Raw genomic sequence first — 11,665 nt, forward strand, 5'->3', positions numbered from 1 at the left:
CCCCGGCGCCGGCCCGAGCCGCGCCACCGGCCGTGAGAGGAAACACCATGACCACCGAGCTGAGCGCCGACGCCCTGAGCGAGCCCTGTGAGCGGGCCCGGCAGGAGTACCAGACCCTTGTGGAGCGCGGGCTCACGCTCGATCTCACGCGGGGCAAGCCGGCGCCCGAGCAGCTCGACCTCTCCGAGGACCTGCTGAGCCTGCCGGGCGGGCGGTACACCTCCGCCGACGGCACGGACGTACGCAACTACGGTGGCCTGCAAGGACTGTTGGAACTCCGGGAGATCTTCGCCGAGCTGCTCCAGGTGCCGTCCGGGCAGCTCCTCGCGGGTGGCAACTCCAGCCTCGAGCTGATGCACGACTGCCTGGTGCACGCCCTGCTCAGCGTGCTGCCGGGGGCCGAGTCACGCTGGGTGGACCAGGAGCGGATCGCGTTTCTGTGCCCGGTGCCGGGCTACGACCGGCACTTCGCCCTCTGCGAGCGGTTCGGGATCGAGATGATTCCGGTGCCGATGACGGCCGAAGGGCCCGACATGGACGTCGTCGAACGGCACGTCGCCGAGGACGCGGCCGTCAAGGGCATCTGGTGCGTCCCGAAGTACAGCAACCCGGACGGCGTCTGCTACAGCGACGAGACCGTGGCGCGGCTCGCCTCGATGCGGACCGCCGCTCCCGACTTCCGGATCTTCTGGGACAACGCGTACGCCGCCCACCACCTCACCGACGAGCCCGTCGAGATCGCCGATCTGCTCGCGGCCTCCGCGGACGCCGGGAACCCGGACCGCACCTTCGTGTTCGGCTCCACTTCGAAGATCACCGCGGCGGGCGCGGGCGTCGCCTTCTTCGGCTCTTCGCCCGCGAACATGAAGTGGCTCCTGGGTAACAACGCCAAGCGGTCGATCGGTCCGGACAAGGTCAACCAGCTGCGGCACGTGCTGTTCCTGCGGAACGCGGACGGGGTGCGGGCCCACATGGAGCGCCAGCGCGCCCTGCTCAGGCCGAAGTTCGAGGCGGTGGCCCGGATCCTTGAAGCAGAACTCGGCGACACCGGCCTCGCTCGCTGGACCGACCCCAAGGGCGGTTACTTCGTCAACCTCGAAGTGCCGGACGGCTGCGCCAAGGAGGTCGTACGCCGGGCCGCCGAGGCGGGCATCGTGCTGACCCCGGCCGGCGCCACCCACCCGTACGGGGACGACCCGCGCGACGCCACGATCCGTATCGCGCCGAGCTATCCGAGCCTCAAGGAGCTCGAACAGGCCATCGAGGGGCTCACCGTGTGCGTACGGCTCGTCGGTTACGAACAGCGGAGTGCCCTGGCCGGGTGATCGATTGGTGGGGCCGGACACTCAGGACTACGGTCGACATGACGGTCGATATACTGGACGTCCAGGTTCACAGCCGACCTGACACACCGGGCAATCCCATGACGCGCGCTCAAGGGACACCTTCGAGCACTGCCGAATCCCCGGAGCGGGGCCGAGGCAGCGGTATCGCACTCCTCGTCATCGCGTCGTGCCAGCTGATGGTGGTCCTCGACATCACCATCGTGAACATCGCCCTGCCGCACATCCAGACCTCGCTCGACTTCTCGACCGAGAACCTGTCCTGGGTGGTCAACGCCTACACGCTGACCTTCGGTGGCCTGCTCCTGCTCGGCGGGCGGCTGGGGGACATCCTCGGCCGTCGCAGAGTCTTCATCTTCGGCATCCTGCTCTTCGTGTTGGCCTCCCTGCTCGGCGGACTCTCGCAGGAAGCCTGGCAGTTGCTCGCGGCACGCGCGCTGCAGGGCGTCGGCGGCGCCATCGCCTCCCCGACCGCCCTGTCGCTGATCACCACGACGTTCCGCGAAGGGCCCGAGCGGAACAGGGCGTTCGGCGTGTTCGCCGCCGTCTCGGCCGGCGGCGGCGCGATCGGGCTGCTCGCGGGCGGGCTCCTCGTGGAGTGGCTCGACTGGCGCTGGGTCTTCTACGTCAACGTGCCCATCGGCCTGCTCATCGCGCTCGCGACGCCCCGCTACATCCGGGAGTCCGAGCGCCGGCCGGGCCACTTCGACGTCTTCGGAGCGCTCACAGCCACTGTGGGCATGGTGTCGCTCGTCTACGGATTCATCCGTGCCGCGGAGGACGGCTGGAGCGACGGGGTGACTCTCGCGGCCTTCGGAGCGGCTGTCGTGCTGCTCGTCGTGTTCATCACCATCGAGCGCCGGTCGAAACAGCCCATCACTCCGCTCTGGATGTTCCGCGACCGCAACCGCGCGGGCGCCTACGCGATCATGCTGAGCCTGGCCGCGGCGATCTTCGGGATGTTCTTCTTCCTGACGCTCTTCGTGCAGAACATCCTGGACTTCAGTCCGCTGAGGACCGGTCTCGCGTTCCTTCCGGTGAGCGTGGTCATCGCGATGGGCGCGGGATTCGCTTCGCAACTGCTGCCCAGGTGGGGCCCGAAACCCTTCATGGCGGTGGGCGCGATCCTGGCCGCCGTCGGACTCGGCTGGCTGACCCTGACCGAAGTCGACAGCACGTATGCGGGCAGCATTCTCGGTCCCCTGCTGATCTTCAGCTTCGGCATGGGTCTGAATTTCGTGTCGCTGACGCTGATGGCGGTGTCGGGTGTCGCGCCGCATGAGGCGGGAGCGGCCTCCGGGATCCTCAACGCCACCCAGCAGGTGGGCGGTTCGCTCGGCCTGTCCGTGCTGGTCACCGTCTTCGGTACGGCCAGTCGCAACGAGGCCACCGACCAGGTCCCCCGGTTCCTGGCGGAGGCGACCCCGGCCCAGCGGCTGGAGTTCCGCAGGACCGGGCAGCTCCCGGAGCCCTGGAGCGACCAGGTGCTGACCTCGGGCATATCGAGCGCGTTCGTCGTCGCCGCCATATTCGCCATCGTGGCCGCACTGGTCGCCGTGCTCGTCATCCAGGTACGCCCCGCCGACCTGGAGCGCCTCAAAGGCGGAGACGCCCTGCCCCTCGTACCCGGCGAGGACGAACCGGAGAGCGCGGCGGAGGTCGGGAAGTCGGTTCCCGCCCCGGCGGATCCCGCCCCGGCGGATCCCGCCCCGGCGGATCCCGACCCGCCGGGGCCCGACCCGCCGGGGCGGGATCCGGACACGCGGGAGGAGCCTCCCTCCCAGGGCTGAACGCACCTTGAGCGGTCGCACCTTGAGGCGTCGGGGTCGGGCTCACGGTTCCTGAGGCCGCCTCAGGACGTCTCAGGGCAGCGGCTGTTCGGCCCAGATGACCTTGCCGGCCGGGGTGTAGCGGGTGCCCCAGCGTTCGGCGAGCTGCGCGACGAGGAACAGGCCGCGTCCGCCCTCGTCCGTGGTGGCCGCGTAACGCAGGTGGGGTGAGGTACTGCTGCTGTCGAAGACCTCGCAGATCAGACTTCGGTCGCGCAGCACACGGACCAGGATGGGGCCGCTGCCGTAACGGATCGCGTTGGTGACCAGTTCGCTGAGAATCAACTCCGTGGCGAACGCCATCTCGTCCAGTCCCCACTCCGCCAGCTGCCGCGTGACCGAGGCGCGCACCTCGCCGACGGCGGCCGGGTCGGACGGCACCTCCCAGTCGGCGATGCTGTCGGCACCCAGCGCCCGCGTACCGGCGACGATCAGGGCGATGTCGTCGCTCGGCCGGGCCGGAAGCAGGGCGTCGAGAACGGTCCGACAGGTGTCCTCCGGTGACCGATCGGCCCCGGTCAGAGCGGTGCGCAGCAGCTCCAGGCCGACGTCGATGTCCCGTTCCCGGTCCTCGACGAGCCCGTCCGTGTACAGCACCAGCCTGCTGCCCTCCTCCACCTTGAGCTCGGCCGTCTCGAACGGGAGGCCGCCCAGCCCGAGCGGCGGACCGGCAGGCACGTCGGGGAACTCGACGCTGCCGTCGGGGCGGACCACGGCCGGCGGCGGGTGACCGGCGCGGGCGACGGTGCACTGCCGGGAGACCGGGTCGTAGATGGCGTACAGGCAGGTGGCGCCGGTGATCGCGGCGCCGCTGTCCTCCGCCGCCTCGTCCTGGTCGATGCGGCCGACCAGCTCGTCGAGGAGCCCGAGAAGCTCGTCGGGCGGCAGGTCCAGAGCGGAGAAGTTGTGGACCGCGGTACGCAGCCGCCCCATCGTGGCCGCGGCGTGCAGCCCGTGGCCGACGACGTCGCCCACGACGACCGCGACACGGGCACCGGACAGCGGCAGTACGTCGAACCAGTCTCCGCCCACGCCCGCCTGCGCGGGCAGGTATCGGTAGGCGATGTCCAGGGCGCCCTGCTCGGGCAGGTTGCGCGGCAGCAGACTGCGCTGCAGCGTCACGGCCATGGTGTGCTCGCGCGTGTACCGGCGCGCGTTGTCGATGGACACCGCGGCCCGGGCGACCAGTTCCTCGGCGAGGGCCAGTTCCTCCTCGTCGAAGGGCTCGGGCTTCTCGGAGCGCCAGAAATTGACCACGCCCATCATCAGGTGCCCCGCTCGCAGTGGAACGGTGATCAGCGAGTGGATTCCGAAGTCCACGACCTGCACGGTGCGCTCGGGATCCTGCGCGAGCCACCCGGGAGCCTCCGCGAGGGCGGGCTCGATCACGGCCTGGCCGGAGCTCAGGCTGCGCGCCTGCGGCGAGGAGGCGACGAATCCGATCCGCTCACCCACCGGGTAGAGCGGGGCGTCCTTCCGGATCCCGCTGAACGCCGTGCGACGCAGCTGGGTGACGGCTTCCGGCTCCTCGCCGTGCAGCACGGCGTCGGCCAGATCCACGGTGACGAAGTCCGCGAGCCGCGGGACGGCCACCTCCGCCAGTTCCTCGGCGGTACGGGTCACATCCAGAGTCGTACCGATACCCACCCCGGCGTCGTACAGCAGCTTGAGGTGTTCCCGTGCCACCTCCGCCCTGCCGGACAGCGCACGCAACTCGGTCGAGTCGCGGAGCGTCGCGACGCTGCCGGGCGGGCCGCCCCGGAGATCCGTGGGCCGTTGGTTGATCGCCAGCAGCCGGTCTCCGACCAGGTGCACCTCGTCCGTGGCGACGCGCCCCGAGGCCAGCAGGTCGGCGGTGTCCGGGTCGAGGCCGAGTCCGAGGACCTGGCGCCCCTCGGCGTCTTCGGGCAGATCGAGCAGCCGGTGCGCCTCGTCGTTGACGAGCAGCAGCCGTCCGTCGCCGCTGATGATGATCACGCCCTCCCGGACGGCGTGCAGCACCGCGTCGTGGTGCTCGTACATCCGGGTCATCTCGTACGGGCCCAGGCCGCGCGTCTGGCGCAGCAGCCGCCTGCTCACGAGCGCCGTCCCGGCCGTGGCCAGGGTGAGCGCGGCGGCCGCCGCGGCCAGGAGGAGCGGCAGCTGCCGGTCCGAGACACCGCCCACGTTCGCGGTCGTGATGCCGGCCGACACCAGGCCCACGACCGAGCCGTCGGGGGCCTTGATGGGCACCACGGCCTGCACCAGCGGTCCGATGGTTCCCGTGATCTCCTCGGTGACCTGCCGGCCGGCCAGCGCGGGTCCGAGGTTGCCGACGAACTCCTTGCCGATCCGGTCCGGCTTGGGGTGGGTGTAGCGGATCCCGTCGGTGTTCATCACGACGATGAAGTCGACCTCGGACTGCTTGCGGGCGGCCTCGGCCCGCGGTTGCAGCACAGCCGTGGGGTCGGGGCTGCTCAGCGCCTCGCGGGTGCCCGGAGCGTTGGCGAACGTCTCGGCGACGGCGAGAGAACGGTTGCGTGCCTCCTGCGTGCTGTCGTGACGTACCTGCAGCACCAGCGCCCCCACCGCGGCGACGACCAGCAGCAGCACGATCACCACTTGGAACACGAACACCTGGCCCGCGACGCTGCGCCCGCTCAGCGCCGACCACAGCCGTTTCGCGGGCCCCTTTTCGGGCCCGCCCTCGTGCCGGCCTTGCTGATCGAGCGGTCTGCGCGGTGTCTGCCGTGCTCCCTGTTCGCGCGCGCGACGAGAGCTGTCACGCCCGCGCTGGGCGTGCAGAGCGTTGTGGAGGCGGGTCGACTGAGCCCAGGATCGACCCAATAGACGGACCATGTGCCATGTCTACACTGCCCGGCGCCAAGAGGCGAGGGTGCCCTGTGTCGTGACCGGTGGCGGTCCGAGCCGCGTGGCGGGGGCGACCGGTGCGGGGATCGACGCGGTGTGGCCGCGTGCCGCGGTCAGCGAATGCTGCTGTTGGGATGATATGGCCGCATTATGGGGAAGGGTCTATTTGCCTGCATTCGTGTCCCATGTGTGGGAGGTCGTCATGCAAACACCCGACCGCTACCGGCTGACCTTCGCCTATGGGCGAGGAGGTACCAGCGCCACCATGACGGACGAGGTGGTCGTCGCCCGGACCGATAGCCTGGGGCCGGGTGGAAACCCGGTGTACTGCGATCCCACCGGCATCCTCCGTGCCGAGATCAGCCCGGCGGGGGAGGTACGGATGCTGCCCAGCGGTGGCTATCAGTCGCCGCTCCCGCCCTCCGCCGAGCCACTTCCCTGAATGGAGCGGCATAAATCTGGGGGTACCCACGCTTTGCAGCCGGGGAACCGGTCGGCTGTGCGTTCCGGACAGCGGTTCTGGATGCGGTCCGGCGGAGGTGTGAGGCGTTGGGGACCGTGCGAGGATGAGCGATCCAGGCGGGCGAGCGGGGGGAGTCGCACGATGCACCAGCCGAGCGACCTCGGCGAGATGGCACGGCACGTCATCGACGCGAACCGGTATCTCACGCTCGGTACCACCGAGCCCGACCACCGGCCGCGGCTGTCGCCCGTTTATTTCACCCACGTCGGCTACCGCGACTTCTACTGGGTGTCCTCGCCCTCTGCCCGCCACTCCATGAACATCGCCGCCCGACCGGATGTCGCCATCGTCGTCTTCGACTCGACAGCACCGATCGGTGAGGGACGAGCGGTGTACGTTTCCGCCGACGCGTCGGTCGTCGCCGAGGACGAGCTGCCGCAGCGCTGCACCGAGGCGTTCGAGCGAGTCGATCCGGGCGCCACGCGGTTTGAGCCGCACGAACTCAGCGGCGATGCCGTACTACGCCTCTACCATGCCCGCGCGACCCGCCACGAGGTACACATCCCCGGGCGGGATCCGACGTACGGCGCCGGGGTCGACACCCGGCGCCAGATCTCGTTCTAGGCCCAGGGCCCATCCTGCTGCGGGGAAGAGCAGGGGAAGAGCAGGGGAGCACTGATCAGCGTCGCACTCGTGTCTCGTCTCGTCCGAGCCGGCCGGCGGAGCGGCTGCACCGCTTCGGTTTCCTGCCGCTGGGCCCACTAGCATGTGGCTGGCATGGAGGAGTCGATCACAGCGAGGAGCGGTTCGTGCGGGATATCGCCGTGTTCAGCGGTAGTGCTCATCCCTCGTTGGCCGCCGAGGTCTGCGCTCATCTGGGGGTTCCGCTCAGCCCGGCACGCGTCGCCCGCTTCGCGAACGACTGCCTGGAAGTCCAGTTGCAGGCCAACTGCCGTGAGCGTGACGTCTTCCTGATCCAGCCGCTGGTCACGCCCGTACAAGAAAACCTCGTGGAACTGCTGCTGATGTGCGACGCGGCGCGTGGCGCGTCGGCGGGCCGCATCACCGTCGTGATGCCGCACTATGCCTACGCCCGTTCGGACAAGAAGGACGCGCCGCGGATCTCCATCGGTGGGCGCCTGGTGGCCGACCTGCTGGTGGCTTCCGGAGCCAGCCGGGTGCTGGCGATGACGCTGCATTCGCCTCAGGTGCATGGATTCTTCTCCGTCCCGGTCGATCACTTGCACGCGCTGCGTGAACTGGCCGAACACTTCCGGGGCCATGACCTGTCCAGAACCACGGTCGTCTCCCCGGACCTGGGCAACGCCAAGGAGGCCGCGGCCTTCGCCCGCCTGCTGGGCGCGCAGGTGGCCGCAGGCGCGAAACAGCGGTTCGCCGATGACCGGGTCACCATCAGTTCCGTCATCGGAGAGATCGCCGGCCGTGACGTGATCGTCTTGGACGACGAGATCGCCAAGGGCAGCACCGTGCTGGAACTCCTGGACCGCCTGCGTGAGTTGGGAGCTCGCTCGATCCGTCTCGCCTGCACCCATGGGCTGTTCGCGGCGGGTGCGCTCAAGCGGCTGTCGGACCAGCCCGACGTGCTCGAGATCGTCTGCACGAACACCGTGCCCGTCCCGGCCGGCGACCACACGGACAAGCTACGGATCCTCTCCATCGCGCCGGCCCTGGCCGAGGCGGTCCGGCGCATCCACAACGGCGAATCGGTCAGCGCCCTGTTCGACGCGCCCTGATCGGGAATGGCCCTGTGGCCCGGCCAAGGCCACGACCTGACCGACCCCGGCCCGTCCTGGTCAGGCCACCTGCTCCAGCGGTGACGCGCGCGGTCCTGGCGTGCATATGGCAAAGCGGGGCGGTCAGTACGCGACGGCTGGCGCGATCGGCTGCCCATCCTCCACCTGCGTGAACTCCTCAGTGTGCTGGCGCATTTCGGCGACAACGAAGACATGCTCGGCAGGATCACCGAAGTCCTGGACGCCTACACCTGAGTGAACCCCAGGGCCCTGGTCAGTGCGTGCCGTGGTCGAGGCGGGCGTCGGCGCGGGCGGGGGAGTACAGGAAGTCGACGACCATGGCCGCGGCTCCGATGAGGCCCGCGTGGTCGCCGAGGCGAGAGGTGACGATCTGCAGGTTGGCCGTGGTGCGGGGCATGGCGCGTTGGTAGAGGAGCTCGCGTACGCCGGTCATGAAGGGGACGCCGGACAGGTCACCGGCGAGCATGAGTACTCCGGGGTTGAGGAGGGTGACGACGGTGACGAGGACTTCCCCGGCACGCCGCCCGGCCTCCCTGGCCAGTCGGATGGCATCGGGATGGCCCTCGGCGAGCAGGCGTTTCACGTCGGAGCCGGAAGCGGTGTCGATGCCGAGTTTCGACAGTTGATCGGCGAGGGCGCCGCCGCTGGCCACGGCTGCCAGACAGCCCTGGGAGCCGCACATGCACAGGGCGTCGGGTCTGTCGTGGAGGCGGATGTGGCCGATGTCGCCGGCCCCTCCGTCGATGCCGCGGTAGACGTCGCCACCGACGACGACACCTGCGCCGATGCCGGTGGCGACCTTGACCAGGACGAAGGCGGAGCAGTCGCGATGGCTGGCGTGGAATTCGGCCAGCGCCATCAGGTTGGCGTCGTTGTCGACGAAGACGGGGACGGGTCCGTCCTCCAGGCTGCGTCCCACGTGGCGGGCGTAGACGTCCTCCATGCGCTCGCGGATCGGGTACTGGTCCCAGCCGGGCATGATCGGCGGTTGGATCACGCGGCCGGTCTCCCACTCGACGGGGCCGGGGACGGACAGGCCGATCCCGCAGATGCGTTCCGGCTTGATTCCGGCGGCGGTGATCAGGTCGGGAAACCAGCCGGCGAGCTGGTCGAGGACCTGGTCGGGGCCGTCGCCGATGTGCAGCGGGGCGATGTGCTCGGCGAGTATGGCGCCGGCGAGGTCGAGGACGGCGGCGCGGGCGTGCCGGGTCTCGAGGTCGATGGCGATCACTGCGGCGTGCGTGGCGTCGAAGGCGATCTGGTCGGAGGGCCGGCCGCCGGTGGAGGTGCCGCTGGCGTGCCGGAGCCAGCCGGCGCGGTTGAGCAGGTCGAGGCGCTGTCCCACGGTGGAACGGGACAGGCCGGTGGCGCGCTGCAGGTCCGTACGGGTGTTGGCGCGGCCGCTGCGGATCAGGTGGAGCAGGGCACCCGGGCTGGCCTGGTTCGGCGTCATGATGTGCTACCCCACTGTTCAGCTCTTGTCGGCGCCGCTGGTGAGGCCTTCGACGAGCAGGCGTTCGGCGGCGAAGAACAGAAGTACCACGGGGATGGTCAGTACGACGGATCCGGCCATCAGGACGGTCTTGGGGACTTCGATGCCGCCCGCCAGCTGGGCGAGGCCGAGGGAGACGGTCCACTTGTCGGGATCGGCGGCGAGGAAGAGGAGCGCGAAGAGGAACTCGTTCCAGGCGATCATGAAGACGTACAGGCCGGTCGCCATGAGTGAGGGCACGGCGAGCGGCAGGATCACCTTGCGGACGGTCTGCAGGCGGGTGCAGCCGTCAAGGGCGGCCGCTTCCTCGACGGAGTGGGGGATGGTGGCGAGGTAGTTCCTCAGCATGTAGATCGACACCGGCACGGTCTGGGCGACGTAGACGATGGCGAGGCCCACCAGGCTGGAGGAGAGCCCCAGTCTGGCGAACAGGACGAACAGCGGGACGGCCAGCAGCGTGGCCGGAAAGAGATAGACGGCGAGGAACAGCGCGCTGACCTGGCGGCTGCCGAAGAACTTCAGGCGGCCGATGGCGTACGCGCCGGGGACGGCGGCCAGCAGCGTCAGCGCGACCGTGCCGAGGGAGACCAGGGCGGAGTTGAGCAGGAGCTTGAGGAATCCCTGTCCGCCGTCCTCGGTGGACCGCAGCACGTTCTCGTAGGTGGACAGGGTGAAGTCCTTCGCCGCCACCCACAGGGAGCCGGGGTCGAGCAGCAGGGCGTCGATGGGCTTCACCGACAGAAGCAGCATGTAGTAGAAGGGCAGCAAGGTGATCAGCGCGAGGAACGCGATGACGAGTCGGCGCAGCACGCCGAACAGCCGCTCCTCGAACTGGGCCCGCGTCATGGCCACCTTCGGCGCCGCGTCCCGCGTCACGATTCCTCCTGCACCCTGTTGCCGAAGAACTTGAAGTAGAAGCCCAGAAGGATCATGAGGGAGACGGCCAGTACGAGGGCTTGTGCGGCCGCGGCTCCCACGTCGTAGCGGGCGGTGAGGAAGTCGTAGACCCGTACGGCGGCGACGTCTGTGCCGGCGCCGCCTCCGGTCAGCAGGTAGACGTCGTCGAACTTGTTGAAGGTCATGATGAAGCGCAGGACGCACAACAGGGCGATCACGGGCATCAGTTGGGGCAGCAGGATGTACCGGAAGCGTTGAGTCGGGGTCGCGCCGTCGACCTTCGCGGCCTCCTCGAGACCGTCGGGTACGGCCTGGAGGCGGGCGAGGACGAAGAGGAAGGCGAACGGGAAGTAGCGCCAGCACTCGAAGGCGATCACGGTCAGCAGGGCGAGCGGGATGTCGAAGTGCAGGCCGAGCAGGCTCACTTCGTACGCGCGGGTGGAGAGGAAGGCGATGGGGTCGTCCCAGCCGAACAGCCGTCGGCCCCAGTCGTTGACGATGCCGTACTGCGGGCTGAGGGCGACTTCCCAGACGAACGCCATGGCCACGACCGGCGCGACGTAGGGCAGGAGCATCGCCGCCCGCAGGATCCCGCGGCCCCGGAAGGGCCGGCGTAGGGCGAGTGCGGCGATGAGACCCAGCAGGACGGATCCGAGGGTGGCGCCCACGGTGTACAGGAGGGTCGTGGTGAGGCTCGGCCAGAAGCCGGCGGAGCCGAAGACCGTGCTGAAGTTGTCGAGTGACCAGTTGCCGAACAGGCCCATGCCCTGGATGTCGATGAGCTTGGCGTCCTGGAAGGCGAGCAGCACCGTCCACAGGATGGGCAGGACCACGACCACCAGTACGACGATGAAGGTGGGGGAGACGAAAGCGAGTCCCGCGCGGTTGGCGCGTCGGGTCGCGGTCATCGGCGGGCGGGGCCTGGTGCGGGTGTCCGGCGTGCGGTCGGACGGACTCGGCGGGCGGGGGCGCTGCGTCGCGCCCGAGGGGGCTGTTGTCATTGGAAGACCTCAGTG

9 protein-coding genes are annotated in these 11,665 nt (G+C 69.5%); 5 read left to right on the forward strand and 4 right to left on the reverse strand.

Going from position 1 to position 11,665, the window contains the following annotated elements; genetic code table 11:
• Nucleotides 1-47 precede the first annotated feature (47 nt).
• The gene (locus tag ACTWQR_RS02190; protein WP_443225131.1) at nt 48-1,325 is read left to right on the forward strand and encodes an aminotransferase class I/II-fold pyridoxal phosphate-dependent enzyme; all 1,278 of its coding nucleotides are present in this window, start codon (nt 48-50) and stop codon (nt 1,323-1,325) included.
• Between the two features lie 98 nt (nt 1,326-1,423).
• Nucleotides 1,424-3,133 carry an MFS transporter gene (locus ACTWQR_RS02195; protein ID WP_443225292.1) on the forward strand — a complete coding sequence of 570 codons (1,710 nt, stop codon included), beginning with the start codon at nt 1,424-1,426 and terminating at the stop codon, nt 3,131-3,133.
• A gap of 72 nt (nt 3,134-3,205) precedes the next feature.
• On the opposite strand, the gene ACTWQR_RS02200 is transcribed toward ACTWQR_RS02195, so the two are convergent.
• On the reverse strand, nt 3,206-6,010 hold the full coding sequence (locus ACTWQR_RS02200; RefSeq protein ID WP_443225132.1) for a SpoIIE family protein phosphatase: 2,805 nt from the start codon (nt 6,008-6,010) through the stop codon (nt 3,206-3,208).
• A gap of 214 nt (nt 6,011-6,224) precedes the next feature.
• Between ACTWQR_RS02200 and ACTWQR_RS02205 the strand changes: the two genes are divergently transcribed.
• The 3 genes from ACTWQR_RS02205 to ACTWQR_RS02215 all read left to right on the forward strand — a co-directional run bounded on the left by ACTWQR_RS02205 (nt 6,225) and on the right by ACTWQR_RS02215 (nt 8,239).
• Nucleotides 6,225-6,464 carry a DUF6296 family protein gene (locus ACTWQR_RS02205; protein ID WP_443225133.1) on the forward strand — a complete coding sequence of 80 codons (240 nt, stop codon included), beginning with the start codon at nt 6,225-6,227 and terminating at the stop codon, nt 6,462-6,464.
• 162 nt (nt 6,465-6,626) lie between these two features.
• The gene (locus ACTWQR_RS02210) at nt 6,627-7,109 is read left to right on the forward strand and encodes a pyridoxamine 5'-phosphate oxidase family protein (protein ID WP_443225134.1); all 483 of its coding nucleotides are present in this window, start codon (nt 6,627-6,629) and stop codon (nt 7,107-7,109) included.
• Between the two features lie 185 nt (nt 7,110-7,294).
• The gene (locus tag ACTWQR_RS02215) at nt 7,295-8,239 is read left to right on the forward strand and encodes a ribose-phosphate diphosphokinase (protein WP_443225135.1); all 945 of its coding nucleotides are present in this window, start codon (nt 7,295-7,297) and stop codon (nt 8,237-8,239) included.
• A gap of 274 nt (nt 8,240-8,513) precedes the next feature.
• Here ACTWQR_RS02215 and ACTWQR_RS02220 read toward each other — a convergent pair whose 3' ends face one another.
• The 3 genes from ACTWQR_RS02220 to ACTWQR_RS02230 are packed head-to-tail and all read right to left on the reverse strand — an operon-like array spanning nt 8,514 to nt 11,650.
• Nucleotides 8,514-9,713 (reverse strand): ROK family protein, encoded by a 1,200-nt coding sequence (locus ACTWQR_RS02220; RefSeq protein WP_443225136.1) that lies wholly within the window; start codon nt 9,711-9,713, stop codon nt 8,514-8,516.
• 18 nt (nt 9,714-9,731) lie between these two features.
• Nucleotides 9,732-10,598: a carbohydrate ABC transporter permease gene (locus ACTWQR_RS02225; protein WP_443225293.1), complete on the reverse strand. Its 867-nt coding sequence runs from the start codon at nt 10,596-10,598 to the stop codon at nt 9,732-9,734.
• 26 nt (nt 10,599-10,624) lie between these two features.
• Nucleotides 10,625-11,650, reverse strand: a complete 1,026-nt coding sequence (locus ACTWQR_RS02230; protein WP_443225137.1) for a carbohydrate ABC transporter permease — start codon at nt 11,648-11,650, stop codon at nt 10,625-10,627.
• Nucleotides 11,651-11,665 lie beyond the last annotated feature (15 nt).

It is taken from the genome of Streptomyces sp. 2A115, assembly GCF_052245575.1.
GTDB lineage: Bacteria > Actinomycetota > Actinomycetes > Streptomycetales > Streptomycetaceae > Streptomyces.

Bases quoted from the DNA above. Each gene is read 5' to 3' on its own strand.
- ACTWQR_RS02190 (WP_443225131.1), top strand. From the start codon at position 48: ATGACCACCGAGCTGAGCGCCGACGCCCTGAGCGAGCCCTGTGAGCGG.
- ACTWQR_RS02195 (WP_443225292.1), top strand. From the start codon at position 1,424: ATGACGCGCGCTCAAGGGACACCTTCGAGCACTGCCGAATCCCCGGAG.
- ACTWQR_RS02200 (WP_443225132.1), bottom strand. From the start codon at position 6,010: ATGGTCCGTCTATTGGGTCGATCCTGGGCTCAGTCGACCCGCCTCCAC.
- ACTWQR_RS02205 (WP_443225133.1), top strand. From the start codon at position 6,225: ATGCAAACACCCGACCGCTACCGGCTGACCTTCGCCTATGGGCGAGGA.
- ACTWQR_RS02210 (WP_443225134.1), top strand. From the start codon at position 6,627: ATGCACCAGCCGAGCGACCTCGGCGAGATGGCACGGCACGTCATCGAC.
- ACTWQR_RS02220 (WP_443225136.1), bottom strand. From the start codon at position 9,713: ATGACGCCGAACCAGGCCAGCCCGGGTGCCCTGCTCCACCTGATCCGC.
- ACTWQR_RS02225 (WP_443225293.1), bottom strand. From the start codon at position 10,598: ATGACGCGGGCCCAGTTCGAGGAGCGGCTGTTCGGCGTGCTGCGCCGA.
- ACTWQR_RS02230 (WP_443225137.1), bottom strand. From the start codon at position 11,650: ATGACAACAGCCCCCTCGGGCGCGACGCAGCGCCCCCGCCCGCCGAGT.